Source organism: Mycobacterium sp. E2238, from assembly GCF_001672665.1.
GTDB lineage: Bacteria > Actinomycetota > Actinomycetes > Mycobacteriales > Mycobacteriaceae > Mycobacterium.
Window position 1 is genome coordinate 11,684 of the sequence record NZ_LZKF01000250.1, and the last position, 21,727, is coordinate 33,410.

General features: G+C 69.3%; 20 protein-coding genes and 1 pseudogene. 15 read left to right on the forward strand and 6 right to left on the reverse strand.

Translation table 11 applies throughout. From position 1 onward, the window contains the following. The first annotated feature begins 15 nt into the window (after nt 1-15). Together A5711_RS23035 and A5711_RS23040 are read left to right on the forward strand one after the other, a co-directional pair. Nucleotides 16-1,377: an FGGY-family carbohydrate kinase gene (locus A5711_RS23035; RefSeq protein WP_067950744.1), complete on the forward strand. Its 1,362-nt coding sequence runs from the start codon at nt 16-18 to the stop codon at nt 1,375-1,377. Between the two features lie 9 nt (nt 1,378-1,386). Beyond that, entirely contained in the window at nt 1,387-2,052 is a 666-nt protein-coding gene (locus A5711_RS23040; protein WP_067950640.1) for a GNAT family N-acetyltransferase, read from the forward strand. Nucleotide 2,053: 1 nt separating this feature from the next. Here A5711_RS23040 and A5711_RS23045 read toward each other — a convergent pair whose 3' ends face one another. Then, nucleotides 2,054-2,959, reverse strand: a complete 906-nt coding sequence (locus tag A5711_RS23045) for a class I SAM-dependent methyltransferase (protein WP_067950642.1) — start codon at nt 2,957-2,959, stop codon at nt 2,054-2,056. A 233-nt stretch (nt 2,960-3,192) separates the two neighbouring features. On the opposite strand from A5711_RS23045, the gene secY reads away from it, so the two are divergent. The 8 genes from secY to A5711_RS23085 all read left to right on the forward strand — a co-directional run bounded on the left by secY (nt 3,193) and on the right by A5711_RS23085 (nt 9,761). After that, the gene (gene secY, locus A5711_RS23050) at nt 3,193-4,518 is read left to right on the forward strand and encodes a preprotein translocase subunit SecY (RefSeq protein WP_067950644.1); all 1,326 of its coding nucleotides are present in this window, start codon (nt 3,193-3,195) and stop codon (nt 4,516-4,518) included. Continuing rightward, on the forward strand, nt 4,515-5,060 hold the full coding sequence (locus tag A5711_RS23055; RefSeq protein WP_067950646.1) for an adenylate kinase: 546 nt from the start codon (nt 4,515-4,517) through the stop codon (nt 5,058-5,060). Before secY ends, A5711_RS23055 begins: the two co-directional genes overlap by 4 nt. A gap of 2 nt (nt 5,061-5,062) precedes the next feature. After that, nucleotides 5,063-5,863, forward strand: a complete 801-nt coding sequence (gene map / locus A5711_RS23060; protein WP_067950648.1) for a type I methionyl aminopeptidase — start codon at nt 5,063-5,065, stop codon at nt 5,861-5,863. A gap of 148 nt (nt 5,864-6,011) precedes the next feature. After that, on the forward strand, nt 6,012-6,557 hold the full coding sequence (locus A5711_RS23065) for a sigma-70 family RNA polymerase sigma factor (protein WP_082953377.1): 546 nt from the start codon (nt 6,012-6,014) through the stop codon (nt 6,555-6,557). A gap of 42 nt (nt 6,558-6,599) precedes the next feature. Next, nucleotides 6,600-7,328: an anti-sigma factor gene (locus tag A5711_RS23070; RefSeq protein WP_156673286.1), complete on the forward strand. Its 729-nt coding sequence runs from the start codon at nt 6,600-6,602 to the stop codon at nt 7,326-7,328. 15 nt (nt 7,329-7,343) lie between these two features. Beyond that, nucleotides 7,344-8,555, forward strand: a complete 1,212-nt coding sequence (locus tag A5711_RS23075) for an NAD(P)/FAD-dependent oxidoreductase (protein ID WP_067950654.1) — start codon at nt 7,344-7,346, stop codon at nt 8,553-8,555. Continuing rightward, on the forward strand, nt 8,552-9,148 hold the full coding sequence (locus A5711_RS23080; protein WP_067950656.1) for a DUF4389 domain-containing protein: 597 nt from the start codon (nt 8,552-8,554) through the stop codon (nt 9,146-9,148). The genes A5711_RS23075 and A5711_RS23080 overlap by 4 nt, the downstream gene beginning before the upstream one ends. Continuing rightward, the gene (locus A5711_RS23085) at nt 9,135-9,761 is read left to right on the forward strand and encodes a class I SAM-dependent methyltransferase (RefSeq protein WP_067950658.1); all 627 of its coding nucleotides are present in this window, start codon (nt 9,135-9,137) and stop codon (nt 9,759-9,761) included. Before A5711_RS23080 ends, A5711_RS23085 begins: the two co-directional genes overlap by 14 nt. On the opposite strand, the gene A5711_RS23090 is transcribed toward A5711_RS23085, so the two are convergent. Both A5711_RS23090 and A5711_RS23095 read right to left on the reverse strand, forming a co-directional pair. After that, nucleotides 9,748-12,147 (reverse strand): ABC transporter permease, encoded by a 2,400-nt coding sequence (locus A5711_RS23090; RefSeq protein WP_231987534.1) that lies wholly within the window; start codon nt 12,145-12,147, stop codon nt 9,748-9,750. The two genes, A5711_RS23085 and A5711_RS23090, sit on opposite strands and share 14 nt — an antisense overlap. 89 nt (nt 12,148-12,236) lie before the next feature. After that, a complete protein-coding gene (locus A5711_RS23095; RefSeq protein ID WP_067950662.1) occupies nt 12,237-12,932 on the reverse strand; it encodes an ABC transporter ATP-binding protein in 696 nt (231 codons plus the stop codon). Between the two features lie 79 nt (nt 12,933-13,011). On the opposite strand from A5711_RS23095, the gene A5711_RS23100 reads away from it, so the two are divergent. From A5711_RS23100 to A5711_RS23120, 5 genes and pseudogenes are all read left to right on the forward strand, one after another. Beyond that, the gene (locus A5711_RS23100) at nt 13,012-14,754 is read left to right on the forward strand and encodes a thiamine pyrophosphate-binding protein (RefSeq protein ID WP_067950664.1); all 1,743 of its coding nucleotides are present in this window, start codon (nt 13,012-13,014) and stop codon (nt 14,752-14,754) included. After that, on the forward strand, nt 14,735-15,382 hold the full coding sequence (locus A5711_RS23105; protein WP_067950666.1) for a hypothetical protein: 648 nt from the start codon (nt 14,735-14,737) through the stop codon (nt 15,380-15,382). Before A5711_RS23100 ends, A5711_RS23105 begins: the two co-directional genes overlap by 20 nt. Nucleotides 15,383-15,386: 4 nt before the next feature. Continuing rightward, a complete protein-coding gene (locus tag A5711_RS23110; RefSeq protein ID WP_067950668.1) occupies nt 15,387-16,406 on the forward strand; it encodes a 3-oxoacyl-ACP synthase III family protein in 1,020 nt (339 codons plus the stop codon). Beyond that, nucleotides 16,406-17,570 (forward strand): annotated as a pseudogene (locus A5711_RS23115) (histidinol-phosphate transaminase). The gene A5711_RS23110 and the pseudogene A5711_RS23115 overlap by 1 nt, the downstream one beginning before the upstream one ends. Next, entirely contained in the window at nt 17,468-17,974 is a 507-nt protein-coding gene (locus A5711_RS23120) for a MarR family transcriptional regulator (RefSeq protein ID WP_067950670.1), read from the forward strand. Before A5711_RS23115 ends, A5711_RS23120 begins: the two are co-directional and overlap by 103 nt. A 159-nt stretch (nt 17,975-18,133) precedes the next feature. Here A5711_RS23120 and mmsB read toward each other — a convergent pair whose 3' ends face one another. Genes mmsB through A5711_RS23135 form a run of 3 tightly spaced genes read right to left on the reverse strand, consistent with a single transcriptional unit; the run spans nt 18,134 to nt 21,710 of the window. Beyond that, nucleotides 18,134-19,012 (reverse strand): 3-hydroxyisobutyrate dehydrogenase, encoded by an 879-nt coding sequence (gene mmsB, locus A5711_RS23125; RefSeq protein WP_067950672.1) that lies wholly within the window; start codon nt 19,010-19,012, stop codon nt 18,134-18,136. A 10-nt stretch (nt 19,013-19,022) separates the two neighbouring features. Beyond that, nucleotides 19,023-20,183 (reverse strand): isobutyryl-CoA dehydrogenase, encoded by a 1,161-nt coding sequence (locus A5711_RS23130; protein WP_067950674.1) that lies wholly within the window; start codon nt 20,181-20,183, stop codon nt 19,023-19,025. Nucleotides 20,184-20,189: 6 nt separating this feature from the next. Continuing rightward, on the reverse strand, nt 20,190-21,710 hold the full coding sequence (locus A5711_RS23135; protein WP_067950675.1) for a CoA-acylating methylmalonate-semialdehyde dehydrogenase: 1,521 nt from the start codon (nt 21,708-21,710) through the stop codon (nt 20,190-20,192). Between the last annotated feature and the right edge of the window lie 17 nt (nt 21,711-21,727).

Sequence of the window (21,727 nt, forward strand, 5' to 3'; positions counted from 1 at the left end):
CGTACGGTGACGCCCGTGTCACGTGAAGTCGTCACAATCGGCGTCGACGTCGGCAGCACCGCGGTCAAAGCGGTCGCCGCGGACGCCGACGGTCGGGTGACGGCGCGGGCGCGGATCCCGCACCAGTTGCGGGTGCCTGCGCCGAACCGGCTCGAGCACGACGCCGACGAGGCGTGGCGGCGGGGACCGGTGGCGGCGCTGGAACGGCTGAACCCCGGGCCGAACGTCCGCGCGGTGGCCGTATCGGCGATGGTGCCGTCGCTGACGGCCGTCGACGCCGAGGGCGTGCCGTTGACGCCGGGACTGTTGTACGGCGACGAACGGGGCCGAACACCGGAACAACCGGTGCAGCCGCTGCCCGCCCTGGGCGAGGCCGCCGAGTTCCTGCGCTGGACGGCGGCGCAGGCACCGGACGCGGCCGGGTACTGGCCGGCGCCGGCGGTGGCCAACCACGCCCTTGCGGGCGAGGCGGTGATCGACTTCGCCACCGCCGCGACGGCGTACCCGCTGTTCGACGGGACGGGCTGGAACCCCGAGGCGTGCGCCGAGCGGGGCGCGCGGCCCGAGCAGATGCCGCGGGTGGAGAGCATGGGGGCCGCCGTGGGGGAGGTGCACGGCAGCGGCGCCGCCCTGGGAATCGGCGCGATCGACGCGTTGTGCGAACAGATCGTGGCCGGCGCCGACCGCGACGGCGACGTGCTGGTGCTGTGCGGCACCACCCTGATCGTGTGGACCACCATCGGAGAGCCCCGGCAGGTGCCGGGCCTGTGGACCATCCCGCATACCGCCGCGGGCAAGAGCCAGATCGGCGGGGCGAGCAATGCCGGCGGGTTGTTCCTCGGCTGGGTGGACCGCGTGGTCGCGCCCGGCGACCCGGCCGCGGCGCGGCCCGGGCGGGTGCCGGTGTGGTCGCCCTACATTCGCGGGGAGCGCACCCCGTTCCATGACCCGGATCGCCGGTCCGTGCTCGACGCGCTGGATCTCACCCACGACGCGGCCGCGCTGCGCCGGGCCGCCTACGAGGCGTCGGGCTTTGTGGTCCGTCAGCTCATCGAGCTGAGCGGGGCACCGGTGGCGCGCATCGTCGCCACGGGCGGCGGCACCCGGGTCGCACCGTGGATGCAGGCCATCGCCGACGCCACCGGGCGGCCGGTGGAGGTGTCGGCGGTGCCTGAGGGGGCGGCGCTGGGCGCGGCCTTCCTCGCGCGCATGGCGGCCGGCCTGGAAACATCGATCGCCGACGCCGCCCGGTGGGTCTCCACCGAGCGCGTCGTCGAACCCGATTCCGCCTGGGCCCCCGCGGTCGAGGACCGCTACCAGCGGTTCCTGGAGCTGGGAAAGAACAGATGTAGCGCGCTCCCTCCGGCGGCGTTCTAGGCTGTTGCAATGACCGACCACGATCGCAAAGCCGCCCGTCGCGAGATTGCCGATGCCCTGCTGAAAGCCCTTGAACGGCGGCATGAAATCGCCGACGTCGTGGTGGAGTCCGAGAACAAGGCGGCCGCGGTCGAGGCGATCGTCCGCCTGCTCGACACCTCGCACGTGGCCGCCGAAGCGGTGATGGGGATGTCGTTCGATCAGCTCACCATCGACTCGCGCCGCAAGATCCTGGCCGAACTCGAGGACCTCAACAAGCAGCTCAGCTTCACCCTCGGCGAGCGTCCGGCGAGCTCGGGGGAGACCCTGGAGCTGCGGCCCTTCTCGGCGGAAACCGACCGCGACATCTTCGCCGCGCGCACCCAGGACATGGGAGCCGCCGGCGACGGGTCCGGCGGCCCGGCCGGCAACCTCGACGACGAGATCAGCGCGGCGCTGGGGCGCCTCGACGACGAGGAGGCGGCGTGGTTCGTGGCCGTCGACTCCGGCGAGAAGGTCGGAATGGTGTTCGGCGAGCTGCTCGGCGGGGAGGTCAACGTGCGCATCTGGATCCACCCCGAGCACCGCAAGAAGGGTTACGGCACGGCCGCGCTGCGCAAGTCGCGCACCGAGATGGCCTGGTGCTTCCCCGCCGTGCCGATGGTGGTGCGCGCGCCGTCCGCCAGGCCCGCCTGAGCTAGCTCAGCGTCGCGGTGACGGCGACGATGTTGCGCAGCTGGGACGTCTCGTCGTCCGGGAAGACGAGGCCGTAGTCGGCGAAGTACTCGCGCCGCTGCCGGGTGCTCACCCGCCAACCGCGGCCGGTCAGGTAGTCCACGACGTTGCTGCGCTCCCCTTCGAAGAACAGCCCCGACAGGTCGATGTCGCAGCCCAGGTTTGCCCACCGGTCGTTGAACTGCTGCGCGCGTTCGGTCATCGTGCGGCCGGAGTCGCCGTGGAATTCGGTGGCCAGCTTGCTCCCGGGCGCGCTGAGCTCGGTGATGTTGTCGAAGAGCCGGTCCTGGGCTTCGGGCGGCAGGTACATGAGCAGGCCCTCGGCGCTCCACGATGTCGGTTGCGACGGGTCGAAACCGCTGCGCCGCAACGCTTCCGGCCAATCGTCGCGCAGATCGACGCTGACGGTGCGCCGCTCGGCGGTCGGGGAGACGCCCAGCTCGGTCATGGCGGCGGTCTTGAACTCGACGACTTTGGGTTGATCCACCTCGTAGACCACGCTCCCGGGCGGCCAGCTCAGCCGGTATGCGCGGGCGTCGAGGCCGGCCGCCAGGATCACCGACTGACGGATCCCGTCCCGGGCCGCATTGAGAAAGAAGTCGTCGAAGAAGCGGGTGCGCACCGCGATGGAATCCGTCTCCAGCTGCAGGTCCCGTTCGCCGTCCTCGGCGTCCGCGGGGGCCACTTCACCGTCGACCAGTTGGCGGAAGAATTCCAGGCCGACAGCTCGCACCAGAGGCGCCGCGAACGGGTCGTCGATGATCGGGTCGGCGCCCTCGCTGGCCAGCGCGCGGGCCGCGGCGACCATCGTGGCGGTGGCACCGACGCTGGAGGCCAAGTCCCAACTGTCTTGGTCAGTGCGTGTCATGCTGCTCCCCATTTACTTAGCAAATGCAACGAACCAAGAGCACTCTACGCCCCACGGCTTGCGGCTTCCTGTGCTTTTTATGGGTCGTCCTTGACGGCCCTGGACGGACTTGCCCAGACCAGCTGTTAGTCTCGTACACGGTTTGACGCGCTGCAGATAAGTCGGCCGTACGTCCTGGCCTGCGGGTGTTGGGCGCGTAATGCAGGAAACCCCCCGGCTGCGCAGGAGGAAGAGTGCTTTCGGCTTTCATCTCATCGCTGCGGACAGTCGACCTGAGACGGAAGATCCTCTTCACGCTGGGAATCGTCGTTCTCTATCGGCTGGGCGCTGCTTTGCCGTCCCCTGGCGTCAATTTCCCGAACGTCCAGCAGTGCATCAAGGAGGCCAGCGGCGGCGCGGCCGGGCAGATCTATTCGCTGATCAACCTGTTCTCCGGCGGTGCGCTGCTGAAGCTGACGGTGTTCGCCGTCGGGGTGATGCCCTACATCACCGCCAGCATCATCGTGCAGCTGCTCACGGTGGTCATCCCGCGGTTCGAGGAACTGCGCAAGGAAGGCCAGTCCGGCCAGGCCAAGATGACGCAGTACACCCGCTATCTGGCGATCGCGCTGGCGATCCTGCAGGCGACCAGCATCGTGGCGCTTGCGGCCAACGGCGGGTTGCTGCAGGGCTGCTCGCTGGACATCATCGCCGACCAGAGCATTTTCACGCTCGTCGTCATCGTGATGGTGATGACGGCCGGCGCGGCGCTGGTCATGTGGATGGGCGAGCTGATCACCGAGCGGGGCATCGGTAACGGCATGTCGTTGCTGATCTTCGTCGGCATCGCGGCCCGCATCCCCTCCGAGGGCAAGACCATCCTGGACAGCCGCGGCGGGATGATCTTCGGCGCCGTGTGCGTCGCCGCCCTCGTCATCATCGTCGGCGTGGTGTTCGTCGAGCAGGGGCAGCGCCGCATCCCGGTGCAATACGCCAAGCGCATGGTGGGCCGGCGCATGTACGGCGGAACGTCGACGTACCTGCCGCTCAAGGTCAACCAGGCCGGCGTCATCCCGGTCATCTTCGCGTCGTCGCTCATCTATATTCCGCACCTGATCACGCAGCTGATCCGCAGCGGCAGTGGTGGAGTGGGCAATAGCTGGTGGGACAAGTTCGTCGGAAGTTACCTGTCCGATCCCAGCGATCCGATTTACATCAGCATCTACTTCGGGCTGATCATCTTCTTCACGTACTTCTACGTGTCCATCACTTTCAACCCCGACGAGCGTGCGGACGAGATGAAGAAGTTCGGCGGGTTCATTCCGGGCATCCGGCCGGGCAAGCCCACCGCCGACTACCTGCGTTATGTGCTGAGCCGGATCACCCTGCCCGGCTCGATCTACCTCGGCGCCATCTCCGTGCTGCCCAACTTGTTCCTGCAAATCGGCAATGGCGGAGCGGTTCAGAATTTGCCGTTCGGCGGTACCGCGGTTTTGATCATGATTGGTGTCGGCTTGGATACGGTCAAGCAGATCGAGAGCCAGCTGATGCAGCGCAACTACGAGGGGTTCCTGAAGTGAGAGTCGTTTTGCTGGGCCCGCCGGGGGCGGGTAAGGGAACGCAGGCCCAGAAGCTCTCCGAGAAGCTCGGGATCCCGCACATCTCCACCGGCGAGCTGTTCCGCAGCAACATCGAGAACGGAACCAAACTCGGTCTCGAGGCCAAGCGCTATCTGGACGCCGGCGACCTGGTGCCCTCGGAGTTGACCAACCAGCTCGTCGACGACCGCCTCAGCGATGCCGACGCCGACGCCGGCTTCGTCCTGGACGGGTATCCGCGGTCGACGGAGCAGGCCAAGGCGCTGCACGAAATGCTCGAACGCCGCGGCACCGACATCGACGCGGTGCTGGAGTTCCGCGTCTCGGAGGACGAGCTGCTGCAACGGCTCAAGGCCCGTGGCCGCGCCGACGACACCGACGACGTCATCCTGAACCGGATGAAGGTGTACCGCGACGAGACCGCGCCGCTGCTCGAGTACTACCGCGACGAACTCAAGACCGTCGACGCGATCGGCACCCTCGACGAAGTGTTCGCCCGCGCCCTGCAAGCGCTGGGCAAGTAACGATGAGCGCGCTGGCGCGGCTGCGGAGACACAAAGTCGTTCCGCAGCGCACCGCCGGTGAGCTCGACGCGATGGCGGCGGCGGGGGCGGTGGTCGCGGCCGCGCTGCATGCGGTGCGGGCGGCGGCGGTGCCCGGGGTGTCGACGCTGGGCCTCGATCAGATCGCCGAGTCGGTGATCCGGGAGGCGGGCGCAGTTCCGTCGTTCCTCGGCTATCACGGTTACCCGGCGTCGATCTGCGCGTCGGTCAACGAGCGGGTGGTCCATGGGATTCCGTCGGCCGCAGAGATCTTGGCGCCCGGCGACCTGGTGTCCATCGACTGCGGCGCGATCTTGGAAGGCTGGCACGGTGACGCCGCGATCACGTTCGGCGTCGGCACCCTCGACGCGGCCGACCAGGCGCTCTGCGACGCCACCAGGGAATCGCTGGAGGCCGGGATCGCGGCAATGGTTCCCGGCAACCGGCTGACCGATGTCTCGCACGCCATCGAAACCGGCACGCGCGCGGCGGCCGACCGGCACGGGCGGGCGTTCGGGATCGTGGAGGGCTACGGCGGCCACGGCATCGGGCGGCAAATGCACATGGACCCGTTCCTGCCCAACGAGGGCGCGCCCGGACGCGGCCCGCTCCTGGCCCCCGGGTCGGTGCTGGCGATCGAACCGATGCTGACCCTCGGGACGGGCAAGACCGTGGTGCTCGACGACGCGTGGACCGTCACCACCTCCGACGGCTCCCGTGCGGCACACTGGGAGCACACCGTCGCGGTCACCGACGCCGGTCCGCGCATCCTGACGCTGGCCTAGCCTGCTGCGTCGCCCGGCGTGGCGAGTCGCGGCGGGTCGTGGCGATTGAACCGGCCACGACCGCAAGCGCGGCGAAGCCGGGCGCGGCGGGTCGTGGCGATTGAACCGAGCACCCGTTCGACTCGTTTCAGTAGTCGGAGGTGATGGAGTGGCCCGTGTTGCAGGCAATTCGAGGGCGTCCGGGACCGCCGAAGCCGCCCTGATGAAGGCGCTGTACGACGAACACGCAGCGGTTTTGTGGCGTTACGCGCTCCGGCTCACCGGGGATGCGAGCCAGTCCGAGGACGTCGTGCAGGAGACGTTGCTGCGGGCCTGGCAGCATCCGGAGGTCGTCGGGGACACCGAGCGCTCGGCGCGGGCGTGGCTGTTCACCGTCGCGCGCAACATGATCATCGACGACCGGCGGAGCGCACGGTTCCGCAACGTCGTCGGTTCGACGGACGAGGCGGGGGCGCCCGAACGGTCGACGCCGGACGAGGTGAATGCCGCGCTGGACAAGCTGCTGATCGCCGACGCGATGGCGCAGCTGTCCGCCGAGCACCGGGCCGTGGTCGACCGGTCGTACTACCGCGGCTGGACCACCGCGCAGATTGCTGCAGACCTCGGGATCGCGGAAGGAACGGTGAAGTCGCGATTACACTACGCCGTGCGGGCGTTGCGACTCACTCTGCAGGAACTCGGAGTTACCCGGTGAGGGGCTCCGAATGCTTGAAGGGTGCTGGGGAAAATGGATGACATGAAGACGCCGCTGCGGGGCATCGGGCCGCCGGACGACCCGTACGTGATGTGGGATGCCGCATACGTGTTGGGCTCGTTGTCGGCGGTGGAGCGACGCGAATTCGAGGCGCACCTGGCGCACTGCCCGGCGTGCCGGGAGGCCGTCGCCGACTTGAGCGGCGTGCCTGCGCTGCTCTCGCAGCTCGGCCCGGACGAGGTGGCGGCGATCAACGACTCCGGCCCGGCCGCCGGGTTGTCGGCGACACCGGAGATGTCGCCGGAGCTGCTGACGTCGTTGCTAGCCAAGGTGAGCTGGCGCCGGCGCCGCACGCGGATAGTGACCTGGGTGGCCTCATCGGCCGCGGCGGTGGTGCTGGCGATCGGCGTGTTCGTCGGGGTGCAGGGGTATTCCTCGTCCCCGTCGCAGCAGGTGACCGCGTCATCGGCGCCGATGGCGCAGGTGGGCACCACCCTGCTGGCCTCGACGGTCGAGCTGTCCAGCCAGCACTGGGGGACCTCCATCAACTTGCGGTGCGTGTGCCTGGCCCCGCTCAACGCGCACCACGACACGCTGGCGATGGTCGTGGTGGGCCGCGACGGCAGCCAGACCCGGCTGGCGACCTGGGTGGCCGTACCCGGCCACACCGCGACGCCCGCGGGGAGCATCTCGACACCGGTCGACCAGATCGCGGCCGTTCAGGTGGTGGCCGCCGATAGCGGCCAGGTTCTGTTGCAGCGTTCGCTCTAGGGGTCGGGGGCTGCGGTGTCTGGCCACGGGCGTCCACTGCGGGCGCTGGTGGTGGGCGCCGGCGTCGGCGGGATCGCCGTTGCCCGCGGCTTGTCGCGGGACGGGCACGACGTCACCGTCTTCGAGCGTCGACCCGAAGTGCGGGCGGCCGGCGGTGCCGTGACGATCTGGTCCAACGGCGAGACGGTGCTCCGGCAGCTGGGCGTCGACATGGACCGGGCCGGTCAACTGCTGTCGACCGTACGGGCCGTGACCGCCACGGGCCATCCGCTCGCCACGCTCGACGTGTCCGCGATGGCGGCTCGGCTGGGCGCGCCGGTCCGGATGGTTCCGCGCCGGGTCCTGCTAGAGCGGTTGCTGGACGGCTTTCCGGCCGACCGCATCCGATGCGGGGCCCGCGCGATCTCGTTGGCCGCCACGGGCGACGCCGTGCGGGTCGAGTTCGACGACGGCAGCTGGGCCGAGGGAGACCTGTTGATCGGCGCCGACGGCCTGCACTCGATGGTCCGGGACAACGTCGGCGGGCGGCAGGCCAAACCCACCGGCTGGTGCAGTTGGCAGGGGCTGATTGCCCTTGCGGACATCCCGGACAAGCACACCGCGCTCATGGTCATCGGCGAGCGCGGAAACCTCGGCCTGTGGCCGGCCGGGGGCTCCGAGGTGCAGTGGTGGTTCGACCTGCCGTGGTCGTACGACTTCGTGCGACCGCAACGTCCGATCGAGACGCTCCGGACCCACTTCGCCGGGTGGTCGGAAGCCGTCGACCGGGTGCTGGCGGCCCTGACCGACGATGATCTGGCGCACTCGCCGTATCCGCATTTCCGGCATCCGATGGCCCCGGCGGGCCGGGGCCCGGTGACGTTGCTCGGCGATGCCGCCCACACGATGCCGCCCACCCTGGCGCAGGGGACCAACCAGGCGCTGCTCGACACCATGGTGCTCTGCAAGGCGCTGTCGGCTCTTCGGGGCGGCGCCGCCAAAGGCGACGTGCCGAGCGCGCTGCGCTGGTATGAGAAGACCCGACGGCGCAAGGTGATGGCCGTGTCCAGGGTGGCAGCACTGCCGGTCTCGCACGGCGAGTTGGTGCTGCGGCCCGCCGGCCTGATCCCCGACCGGCTGCAGGCCGGCGCACTGACGATGTTTCTGCGCTGGACGAGTCACCCGCGGATGTGCGCGGAGATCAGCCGGGAACTGCGAGCGGCGACGATCAGCCGGTCCAGTCCATGAACGACGAAATCATCAGGGTCAGAGGCGAATTCGATGCGCCCTCCCGCTGGCTCTGGCTGTTGAAGTGGTGCGTGCTGGCATTCCCGCACTACCCGATCCTGATCGGGCTCTACCTGATATATCCGCTGTCGACCGTCGTGGCCGGCGTCGCCATTCTGTTCACCGGGCGGTATCCGCGGCCCATCTTCGACTTCAATGTCGGCGTGCTGCGCTGGTCGTGGCGCGTGATGAACTTCCGGTTCCCGATGAACAGCACGGACAGGTACCCGCCCTTCACGCTGGCGTCGCGGCCGGACTACCCGGGCGATCTGCAGGTCGACTATCCCGAGCGGCTGAAGAACTGGGCCGTGCTGGTGAAGTGGCTGCTGGCCGTGCCGCAGATCCTGCTCTGCTGGTCGATGGAGCCGCTGCTGCAGCTGCTGTGCGTGATCGCCGCGGTCGGGTTGTTGTGTACGGGGACCATCCCGACGGGCATGTTCGATCTTCTGCTGGGCATCGTTCGATGGCGCTATCGGGTGGCCGTGTACGTGTCCCTGATGCGTGACGAATACCCGCCGTTCCGAATGGATTTGGGCGCCAGTGACGCGTCGTAACCCCTTCTTCCCGTACGTGTACAGATTCGGCCAGCCGGTTTTCGACCGGCTCTTCTATCACCGCTATCGCCGCGAGGCGCTCAGCCACGCAAGGGGCCGGCTGCTGATGCTCGGGTTGGGTCCGGGCACCGACCTGAAATTCCTGCCCGCCGCGGTGACGACGGTCGCCGCCGTGGAGCCGGAGGCGCCGTTCCGGCGGATGGCGTCCCGGCTTGCCCATCGCCGCGGCATCGCCGTCGACATCGTCGAGGGAACCGGCGAATCGATTCCGTTCCCGGACAACGCTTTCGACTCGGTACACATCGGGCTGGTGCTCTGCTCGGTCGACGACGTGGCCGCCACGCTCGGCGAGATCCGCCGCGTGCTCGCTCCCGGGGGGCGGCTGGTGGTGCTCGAGCATGTCCGCGGCGAAGGCGCAATGGGCCGGTTCCAGGACCTGGTGGCCAGGCCGTGGTCGTGGCTGGCCGCCGGCTGCGAGCCGAACCGCCGAACCCTGGATTCCATCGCCGCGGCCGGGTTTGACACGACGGAGCTGCGCACCATCCCGCGCACGCCGGTGCCCTTCCCGTGCAAACCCCATTTGCAGGGGTTCGCCATCCTCACTTTACGCTGAGTGCCTCGATGATGTTCAGCCGCGCCGCGCGCCGGGCGGGTGGCAGCGAGCCGAGCAGGCAGATCGCCAGCGCACCTGCGGTGAACGCCAGGGGCATCGGGCTCAGGCGGAAGCCGACCTGGAAATTCATGATCTCCCCGCTGATGAGGCTGAACAGCCACTGGTCGGTCAGGCCGAACAGCAGCCCCAAAACGCCGCCGACGAAACCGATTCCGGCCGCCTCGGCCAGGACCGTCCGCAGGGTGAACCGCCGGCTGGACCCCATGGCCCGCAGCACACCGATCTCGCGGCGGCGTTCCAGCACCGACAGCGTCAGCGTGTTGAGCAGCGCGACGGCCGCCACCGCCACGACGATGACCCACACGGCGTTGGCGATGAACATGCTCTGATGCAGCGGGGCTTCCAGCCCCGCCAGCGCGGTGCGGCCGTCGTACACGTGGTTGGGCGCGGGCACCACGTGGCGCACCTCCGTCAACAGGCGCCGCGGGTCCACCCCCGGGGCCGCGGTGATCTGCAGGGTCGTCGCCGCCGGGCGATCGAACCACGCCCGCATGTGCCCGAGGCCGATTCCGACCGTTCCGATCACGGTCGAGAAGAACGGCACCAGGGCCAGCACCGGCGTCTGCCGCGGGCCGTGTGGCGTCTGCAGCTGCAGCCGATCGCCGGTGCGGACGTGCAAAGTGGCGCCCAGATTCTGCGTGAGCACCACGCCGCGGCCGGCCAGAACGTCGGCGCGCACCCGTTCGTCGAGCGCGCGGAACAGCGAATCGTGGGTCCCGTCGGAGAAGCCGTCGAGCAGGACGCGCGTGCCGCCGACGACGGCGAACCCGAACGCGCCCTCGGTCACCCGCGCCACCCCGGGCACCGCGGCAACCTTTTCCGAAAGGCCTTGCGGCAGTGCGTCGGTGGGGTAACTGTCGGGGGGGTTCGCGCTCACCCACACGTCGACGCCGGCAGCGGGAGCGAATATGGCGCGGGCCGAGCGGATCATGTCGGCGTTGGTGCCGGTGATCACCACGGTGGTGACCACCCCGATCAGCACGGTCATCACGGTGGCCCACACGCGCCGCGGGGCGCGTTCGATGGTGGCCGCCGCGAGTGCCCCGAACGGTCCGAAGACGCGGGCCGACGCGGCCGTGGCCGCGACGATGGGTGCGGCGAGCGCGAACCCGAGGGCGATCTCGGCGCTCAGCAGGGCGGCCATCGCGGCGAACGCCAAGGTTCCGCGTTGGCCGAGGACCACCCAGATGGACAGCGCGAAAACCGCGACGGCGCCCACACCGGCGGCGACCCGCAGCCAGCGGGGCACGACGTCCGCCGTGGACGCCCCGACCGGCGCCAGCGCTTCGATCGGCGCGACCTTGTACACCTGCCGCGCGGCCATCGCCGAGGCGACCACGCTGGTAAGCGCCGTGGCCGCGAGCGCCAGTGGGATCGCGTAACCGGGCAGCCAGTACTGGACGCGGGCCTCGAGGCCCTGGGTCATCGCCGGGGGCAAGCGGCCAATGGCCATGCGGCCGGCCAGGATTCCGATGCCCGAGCCGATGGCGCCGCCGAGCAGCCCGAGTATCGCCGCCTCGCCCAGCATGTCGCCGACGATGGTGACGCGCCGGCCGCCGATCGCGCGCAGCATCGAGATGACCGGCCGGCGCTGGGCGATCGCCATGGTCATCGTGGTGTAGATCAGAAACGCGCCGACCACCAACGCGACCGCGGCACCAAGCAGGGCCATGTAATTCATCAACCTGACACCGTCGCCGGCCCGGGCCGCCCGCAGGCTCGGAGCGGCGACGATGGCGCGGCCGTGCACCGCGGCGGTGACCGCGGCCCCGACGACGTCCGCGTCGGCGCCCGGTTTGGTGGTGATCAGGATCGAGTCGAGCTGCCCGGGGCGGCCGGCGACGTTCTGCGCCAACGCAAGTGGGGCAAGCACGTAGTGCCCGCCGTTGAGGTCGGCGAACTGCTTGTCCGCGAGCACCTCGCTGACCGTGACCGAGCCCGAGCCCAGTTGCAGCGTCTGGCCTTTCGCATATCCGACCCGCGGCCCGACCTGGACCCCGTTCGGCGTCGAGGACAGCGCCTGCACCGGCCGTGTGACCGCGTCCTTCAGGGCGCCGCCCAGTGCCGCGGTGCTCGCGTCCGCACCGAACAGCAGCACCGGTCCCGTCGCCGTCGACGCGGAGGTCCGGATCATCGGCGCCGCGGTCGCGACGCCGGGAACCGCGGACACGTCGGCCAATATCGTGTCGGGGAATCCGGCGTCGGTGATGCCCGACACCTCGAGCGCGGCCACGCCGGCGACCCCGTCGGCCAGCCGGTTGACCGATCCGGTGATCGAACCGAAGATGCCGAATATCGCGACCAAATACATTGCGGAAACGGCCATTACGGCGATCGACGCGAGCGTGCGGCGGCGATGCACGGCGAGCTCACGCAGGCTGAACACGCGCAGTCGGCTGGCCGCCGCCGAGAGTTTCACGCAGGGACCGCCGGTACGTCCGAACCGACGCGGCCGTCCTGCAGCGTGATCACCCGATCGGTCGCCGCGGCGGCGTCCGCATTGTGGGTCACCATCACCACGAGCCGGCCGCGGCCGGCTTCGTGTGCCACCCCGGCGAGCAGCTCCAGGATCGAGGCGCCGGTCGCGGAGTCGAGGTTGCCGGTGGGCTCGTCGGCGAGGATGAGCGGTGGGTCCATCATCAACGCGCGCGCCACCGCGACGCGCTGCATCTGGCCGCCGGACAGTTCCGCCGGCCGGTGCTCGGTCCGGTCGCCGAGCCCGACGCGGTCCAGCAACCGAATCGCATCCGGTTTGACCCTGCCCAGCCGGACACCGTCGAGCAGTTTGGGCACCGCGACGTTCTCCCACGCCGACAAGGTCGGCAACAGGTTGAAAAACTGGAAGATGAAACCCACCCGATGGTGGCGGAACTCCGACTGCTCCTCGTCGCCCAGGCGGCCGATCTCCTCGCCGTCGAACATGATCGAGCCGGAATCGGGAGAGTCCAGCGCACCGAGCAGGTGAAGCAGCGTGCTCTTACCCGCGCCGGAGGGTCCGACCACCGACACGAACTGACCGTCCCCGAGGCGAAGGCTGATCCCGTCGAGTGCCCGGACCGTTTGACCGCCGACCCGATATTCGCGCACCACGTTGAGCAGTTCGATGGTCATCTAGACACCACGAGGGCCGGCGGCACGCGGTTCACCCGCCGGGGTGAACCGATCAAGTGCCGGCCTCGTGTCTGAAGACATGTCCGGCAAGTACCGGGTGGTCGATCACATCGTCGGGCACCTCGCGTCGCTCGGGGTGGACCACCTCTTCGGCGTCGACGGCGCCAACATCGAGGATCTGTACGACGCCGCGCACTTCCGGCCGGAACTCACCGCGGTGCTGGCCAAGCATGAGTTCTCGGCGGCCACCATGGCCGACGGGTACAGCCGCAGCGGTGCCGGGCTGGGCGTGGTGGCGGCGACGTCGGGTGGGGGAGCGCTGAACCTCGTCGCCGGTCTGGGCGAGTCGTTCGCGAGCCGGGTTCCGGTGCTGGCCCTGGTCGGCCAGCCCGCGACCACGATGGACGGACGGGGCAGTTTCCAGGACACCAGCGGCCGCAATGGATCGCTGGATGCCCGCGCGCTGTTCTCGGCGGTGTCGGTGTTTTGCGAGCGGCTGGTCTCGCCGACAGACGTCCTGTCGGCGTTGCCCAGGGCGATCCGCGCGGCGCGTGCCGGGGGCCCGGCGGTGTTGTTGCTGCCCAAGGACATTCAGCAGGCTTTCATCGCCGGCGACGGCAGCGCCGAGCAGTTGCATTTCAGCGCGTCGATCGGCGACCCGCATCCCATCGCCCGGGAACTGCGCCGGACGACCGGTCAGGTCACGATCATCGCCGGCGAGCAGGTGGCCCGCGACGACGCCCGGGCCGAACTCGAGGACCTGCGCGCGCTGCTGCGCGCGCGGGTGGCCACCGTCCCAGACGCCAAAGACGTCGCCGGCACGCCGGGTTTCGGCTCGTCGTCGGCCGTCGGCGTGACCGGCGTCATGGGCCACCCGAGCGTGGCCGAAACGCTGGCCGCCAGCGCCCTGTGCCTGATCGTCGGCACCCGGCTCACGGTAACCGCGCGCGGCGGCCTGGACGACGCACTGGCGGCGGTGCGGACGGTATCGATCGGGTCGGCGCGGCCCTATCTGCACTGCACACACGTGCACACCGACGACCTGCGTGGCTCGCTGCGCCTGCTGACCCAGGCGCTGCGCGGTCACGGACGCCCGAACGGCGTGCGGGTACCCGATCTGGTGCGGCGCACCGAACTGACGCCCAAGGACTGCGACGGGCCGGGCGTGCGGTACCGCGACGCCATGGCGGTACTGGACCGTGCCCTGCCCGACGGGGCCGACATCGTCGTCGACGCCGGCAACACCGGCGCGGCAGCGATCCACTACCTGCCGGCCCGGCGCGGCGGCAGGTTCGTCGCCGCGCTCGGGATGGGTGGCATGGGTTACAGCTTCGGGGCCGGGATCGGCATGGCTTTCGGACGCGCTAACGGCGGCCGGCAGAGCGGCCGCACCGTGGTGATCGCCGGGGACGGCGCCTTTTTCATGCACGGACTCGAGGTGCACACCGCGCTGCAGTACCGGCTTCCCGTGACGTTCGTGTTGTTCAACAACAACGCCCACGCGATGTGCGTGACCCGTGAGCAGCTGTTCTACCAGGACCGCTACAGCTACAACCGTTTCCGGCCCAGCGCGCTTGGGACCGGTCTGGCCGCGATGTTTCCCGGGCTGACATCGGTCGATGTCAATGACCCCGCCCAACTTGCCGCGGCGCTTCGGGTGGCGCTGGACATCGAGGGCCCGGCGGTGGTCAGCGTCGAATGTGACGCTGACGAAATCCCGCCGTTTGCACCATTTCTCACCGCGCTGTCAGGCAGCGCGGCCGCCACAGAACAGGTTCCGACCGCAAAGGAGAACCGGGCCGATGTCGCTGCCAGCGCTTGAGGATATCCCCACTCCCATCGACGGGGTGGTCCGCATCGAAACCAGCCCGCGGGAGAAGGCGACCCCGATCATCATGGAGATGATGCGGTCGGTCTACCCGCACGACCAGGTCTTCGGGGAGTACTGCACGGTCAACGATTACGTTGCGTGCCCGCCCGATGAGTTGTACGAATACCTGGCCGACACCCGCAGCCTCGAGGAGTGGACGTACAGCCTGCGCGGTTTCACGCCCACCGACGAACCCGGCCTGTGGCTGGCCTACGACCGGCTCGGCTCGGAGACCGAGATCTACACCCGGACCGTCGCCAACGCGGCGGCGCGGACCGTCGACTACCACTGCGCATGGGACCAGGGCAAGCACCTGTGGATGATCTATCTGATGCGCGTCGTCGACGCACAGGTGGTCCTCGACAAGCCGGGATCGGTTGTGCTGTGGACGAACTGCCACCACCCGTTCTATGACAAGAACCCGTACCCGGAGACCGCGCCGGCGCAGCGGCCGGTGTGGGTGGGCGACTTCTGGGACATGTTCGGCGCCGGTCACGCGCTGGAGCTGCAGAACCTCAAGGCGATCGCCGAATACCGGCACCGCAACGGCCTTCCGGTGACGCCGAAATGGATGAGGTAGCAACATGAGCCAACCGAGCGTCAGCCTGATCGACGTTTCCACCTATCTGCCCGGCGAGCCGATCGGCGCCGACTACTACGCGCAATTCGCCGAATCCGACGACCTGCGCGAGAGCGTGATGTTCCGCGCCCCGAAGTTCCGCCACCACGTCGGGCCGGACGAGAGTTCGATCGACATGATCGAACACGCGGCCCAGGGCCTGATCGAGCGGCACGGCCAGGACGTGGTCGAGGGAGCCGACGTGCTCATCACCCACACCCAGGTGCCGGACATGGCCTTCTACGGGCAAGGCGGCGGCATCGCGCACCGGCTGGGCATGCGGCCGTCCTGGGTGCTCGACCTCAACAACGGCGGCTGCGCGGCGTTCGTGTTGGCGCTCAACGTGGCCCGCAAACTGCTGGCCGCCGGGGACGGGCACACCGCGCTGATCGCCATCGCACAGAACGCGGCCGGACAGTTCTTCGATCAGCCGACTATCCGCCGCAAGGCCCAGTCCGCGGTGCCCGGGGACGGCGCGGCGGTGGGTTTGGTCACGCGGGGCGACCAATCGCCCATCCTCGACGTCGAGTGCCGCACCTACGGTGAATACGCCGGCGAGATGACGCTGTCCTACGACCCGCCCCGCAAGTGGTGGCAGGCCGGGGCCGGCGAGGGCAGCATCGGCTTCACCGAAAGCAAGATCACCAAGGTGCTGGCCCGCGGCAACCGGCAGGTCCCCGAGGTGGCGCTGGCGGTGTGCGATCGGATAGGCCTGCCCGCCAAGGACATCGACCTGCTCGTCACCAACCAACCGAACCGGGTGTTCCTGCGCAACTGGCGTGAGGCCCTCGAGTTGCCCGAGTCGAGACACCGCGACACTTTTGATGAGTGCGGCAACCTGTTCGGCGCCGGCATCCCGATCAACCTGGACCGCGCGATCTCCGATGGGCAGGTCGAGGCCGGGGACGTCATCATGATGGCCGCGTTCGCGCATGCCGGCGACTTCGCTGGTGCGGCGGCGGTGCGCTGGGGCGGGCGAGGGTGATGCAGCCCGTCCCTAGCCCGGTGGACGGTGGCGGCTGCGACGCGCTGCCCGACGCGGTGGACCCGTTCGCGTTGTCGCTCAACGAGAATCCATTCCCTCCGCTGTCGGCGGTGCGGTCGGCGTTGATGCGGTCCGTTCACGCCGTCAACCGCTACCCCGAGTTCGTGCCCGAGCGGCTGCGCGGCGTGATCGCCGACCACATCGGGGTGCCCGCCGACCGGGTGGTGCCGGGCGCCGGCGCGACGGGCGTCGTGCTGCTGGCCCTGCAGGCGCTGACCACGCCGGGCGACACGGTGGCGATGGCGACGCCCACCTTTGACGGCTACCCGATCCTCGCGCGGATGGCGCGGCTGAAGACGCGGACGGTTCCCCTGGACGCGCAGGGTCACCAGGACCTCGACGGGCTGGCCCGCGCCGCCGCCGATGCCCGGGTCATCGTCCTGTGCCGGCCGCACAATCCCACCGGGACGATCGAGTCCGCGGCCGCCGTTTCGGCGTTCCTGCGCCGCGTGCCGCGCGAGACCGTCGTGCTGCTCGATGAGGCGTACATCGAGTTCACCGCGCCCGAGCACCGCATCGCGGTGTCGGCGTTGGTCACCCGCTTCCCGAATGTGGTGGTGGTACGGACCTTCTCCAAGGCCTACGGTTTGGCGGGGCTGCGGATCGGTTACGGCGTGGCGGCGCGGGAGCTGGCCGCCGCGCTGTGGTCCCATCAGCTGCCTTTCGGCGCCCCGATCACCAGTCTGGTCGCGGTCGCCGCGTCCTACGCCGCGGAAGACCAACTGCTGCAACGGGTCCGGATGATCAACGCCGAACGCTGTTATCTGCGGATGCGCCTCGGCGCGCTGGGGGTCGACACGACGGACGCGCACGCCAACTTCATGTACCTGCCCCCGAGGGGTGGGCCGTGGCATGAGGTTTTCGTCGACGACCGGCTACGGGTGCGGTGCTACCCGGACGGTGGCGCGCGGATCACCGTGGGCAATCGCGCCTCGACACTGGCGGTGCTCGCGGCGCTGGGGAAAGGCCACGCTCGCGCGCCAAGTGCGGTATGAAGGGGCGTGGCCGCCTCACGACCGCCGAAGCGTGATCCGATCGCCGCGGCGCGCGACAACTGGGAGCGCTCCGGTTGGAGCGATGTGGCGCAGGGCATGGTCGCGGTGACCTCGGTGATGCGGGCGCACCAGATCCTGCTGGCCCGCGTCGAGACGGCGTTGCGCCCCTACGACCTGAGTTTCTCCCGCTACGAGTTGCTGCGCCTGCTGGCGTTCAGCCGGACCGGCGCGCTGCCGATCACCAAGGCCTCCGATCGGCTGCAGGTCCACGTCACGAGCGTGACGCATGCGATCCGTCGGCTGGAAGCCGACGGGCTGGTGCAGCGGGTGCCGCACCCCACCGATGGGCGCACCACCCTGGTGCAGATCACCGACCTGGGCCGGTCGACGGTCGAGGACGCCACCGTGACCCTCAACGATCAGGTGTTCGCCGACATCGGGATGTCCGAAGCCGAAGCGCGGGCGCTGGTTTCATCAATCGAAACGCTGCGCCGCGATGCGGGCGACTTCTGAATCGCTCGCCTGGGTCACATCCGTCCCAGCAGTCCCGGCGCGGGCGGGATGCGACATTTTGCCCGCCTCACAGCGACAACGGTTGTCGCTCGGAGGCGGGCAAAACGCGCGGTGAGTCTTCGCAGGTGCCAATGTGAAGGTTGTGAATCCCATTGCCGTTCAGGGGGTTTCGCGCAGCATTTCGATCACCGCGCTGAAGTCCTGGTCGGCGTGGTCGGCCGCGAATTTGGCGTAGATCTCGGCGGCGTGCCTGCCCAGCGGCGCCGCCGACCCGGTCGAGGCCACCGCGTCCATGGCCAGGCCCAGGTCCTTGTTCATCAGTGCGGTCGCGAAACCCGGCTTGAAGTCGTTGTTGGCCGGCGATGTCGGCACCGGGCCCGGCACGGGGCAATTGGTGTGCACGGCCCAGCAGTTGCCGGTCGCGCCGGTGATGACGTCGAACAGGGACTGCGCTGAAAGCCCGAGCTTCTCGGCCAGCACGAAGGCCTCGCCGACGGCGATCTGCTGCACCGCCAGCACCATGTTGTTGCATACCTTGGCGGCCTGCCCGGCTCCAGCCGCGCCGCAGTGAATCACCTTGCCCGCCATGGGTTCCAGCACGGGCCGGGCGCGCTCCAGGGCGCCGTCGTCACCGCCGACCATGAACGCCAGCGTCCCGGCGACGGCGCCCTTCACCCCGCCGGAGACGGGCGCGTCCAGCTGCGAAACCCCGTGCGACTGCGCAAGCGCGTGCACTTCGCGGGCGTCATTGACCGAGATCGTCGAGCTGTCGATGAACAGCGCTCCCGCCTTGGCCGCCGGCAGAACGTCGGCGTAGCACCGCTTCACCAGGTCGCCGTTGGGCAGCATGGTGATCACCACGTCGGCCCCGGCCACCGCCTCGGCCGCGCTGTCGAACGTCGTGACCCCGTTGCCGGCCGCGGCGGCGACCGCCGCGGGCACCGGGTCGAACCCGCGCACGGTGTGGCCGGCGGACACCAGATTCGCCGACATCGGCCCGCCCATGTTCCCCAGCCCCAGGAACGCAATCGAGGTCATGGCTGCCTTTCTAAGCGGTCGCGCGGAATCGTCCGGCCTCGGCGCGGCCGATGACCACCCGCATGATTTCGTTGGTCCCTTCCAGGATTCGATGCACCCGCAGATCGCGGACGATCTTTTCCAGACCATACTCACGCAGATACCCGTAGCCGCCGTGCAGCTGCAGGGCCTTGTCGGCCACCTCGAAGCAGGTGTCGGTGACGTAGCGCTTGGCCATTGCGCACAGCTCGACCTTGTCGGGGTCGTCGTTGTCCAGCGCATCCGCGGCCCGCCACAGCATCATTCGCGACGTTTCCAGCCCGGTGGCCATGTCGGCCAGGGTGAACCGGATGGTGGGCTCGTCGAGCAGTGCCTTGCCGAACGCTTGCCGTTCCCGGACGTAGGCGCCCGCCTTGTCGAAGGCGGACTGGGCGCCGCCCAGCGAGCACGCCGCGATGTTGAGCCGGCCGCCGTTGAGGCCGTTCATCGCGATGCCGAATCCGGCGCCCTCGCCGTCCGCGCCGCCCAGCATGGCCTCGGCGGGTACCCGCACGCCCTCCAGGATCACCTGCGCGGTGGGTTGGGCATGCCAGCCCATCTTCTCTTCCAGCGCACCGAAACTGAGCCCCGGAGCGCCCTTTTCGACGACGAAGGCCGAGATGCCGCGCGGGCCGTCACCGCCGGTCCTGGCCATCACCACGTACACGTCGGAGGCGCCGGCGCCGGAGATGAACTGCTTGACGCCGTCGAGCACATAGTCGCCGCCTTCCCGGACGGCCCGGGTGCTCAAGGCGCTGGCGTCGGAGCCGGCACCCGGCTCGGTGAGGCAGTAACTGGCGATGACGTCCATCGCGGCCAGCCGCGGCACCCAGGCCTTGCGCTGTTCGGCGGTGCCGAACTTATCGATCATCCAGGCACACATGTTGTGGATGGACAGGAACGCGGCGGTGGTCGGGTCCGCGATGGCCAGCTGCTCGAAGATGCGGACCCCGTCGAGCCGGCGCAGGCCGCTGCCGCCGACATCCTCGCGGCAGTAGATCGCCGCCATGCCCAGCTCGGCCGACTCGCGCAACACGTCGGTCGGAAAGTGTTTGGCGGCGTCCCATTCCAGGGCGTGCGGGGCGAGGCGCTTGGCGGCGAACGCGGCCGCCGTCTCGGTGATGACCCGCTCGTCGTCGTTGAGGGTGAACATAGAGCCCTAATCCATTGTGGGGATGACGAATTCGGCGCCATCCTTGATGCCGGACGGCCACCTCGACGTCACCGTCTTCGTTTTGGTGTAGAAGATGATGGACGAGGGCCCATGCTGGTTGAGGTCGCCGAAGCCGGAGCGCTTCCAACCGCCGAAGGTGTGGTAGGCCACCGGAACCGGGATCGGCACGTTCACGCCGACCATGCCCACCTGCACCCGGGACACGAAGTCGCGGGCGGCGTCGCCGTCGCGGGTGAAGACGGCCACGCCGTTGCCGTACTCATGTTCCGAAGGCAACCGCAGCGCCTCTTCGTAATCGTGGGCGCGCACGATGCACAGCACCGGCCCGAAGATCTCGTCGGTGTAGATCGACATGTCGGGAGTGACGTGGTCGAACAGCGTTGGGCCGATGAAGAATCCGCCCTCGAGGCTGGCGTCGTCGAATGTCAGGTCGTCGCTGGCGCGCTCGCGGCCGTCGATCACCAATTCGGCGCCGGCCTGGACGCCCTGGCCGATGTAGTCGCGTACCCGCGCCAGCGCGGCCTCGGTGACCAGCGGGCCGTAGTCGGCCTTGGGGTCCAGGCTGTGCCCGACGCGCAGGTTGTTGATCCGGTCAATGAGCCTGGCGCGCAACCGTTCCGCGGTCCGCTCGCCGACGGGCACCGCGACGCTGATCGCCATGCACCGTTCGCCGGCGCTGCCGTACCCGGCCCCGATCAGCGCGTCGACCGCCTGGTCCAGGTCGGCATCGGGCATCACGATCATGTGGTTCTTGGCGCCGCCGAAGCACTGCGACCGCTTGCCGGTGGCCGCGGCCGTCGCATAGATGTACTGGGCGATGTCGGAGCTGCCGACGAAGCCCACCGCCTGGATGTCGGGGTGGTGCAGGATGGCGTCGACGGCCTCCTTGTCTCCGTGCACGACCTGGAACACGCCGGGCGGCAGGCCGGCCTCCAAGAACAGCTCCGCCAGCCGCACCGGAACCGACGGGTCACGCTCGCTGGGCTTGAGCACGAAGGCGTTGCCGCACGCGAGGGCCGGCCCGGCCTTCCACAGCGGGATCATCGCCGGGAAGTTGAACGGGGTGATGCCGGCGACCACTCCCAGCGGCTGGCGCAGCGAGTAGACGTCGATGCCCGGGCCGGCGCCTTCGCTGTACTCGCCCTTGAGCAGGTGGGGGATGCCGATGGCGAACTCGATGACCTCGATGCCGCGCTGGACGTCCCCGCGCGCGTCGGCAACCGTCTTGCCGTGCTCGAGGGACAGTAGCTCGGCGAGCTCGTCCATGTGGTCGTTGACCAGTTCGACGAATCGCATCAGCACACGCGCGCGCCGCTGCGGATTCCACGCCGCCCAACCCTTTTGCGCCTCGACGGCCGAGGCCACCGCGGCGTCGACTTCGGCCTTGCCGGCCATCGGCACCCGCGCCTGCACCTCGCCGGTGCTGGGGTTGAAGACGTCGGCGGTGCGGGTCGATTGGCCGGCGGTGCGCTGCCCATCGATGAAGTGGGGGATTTGGGTTGTCATGGTGTCCTCGAGTTGTA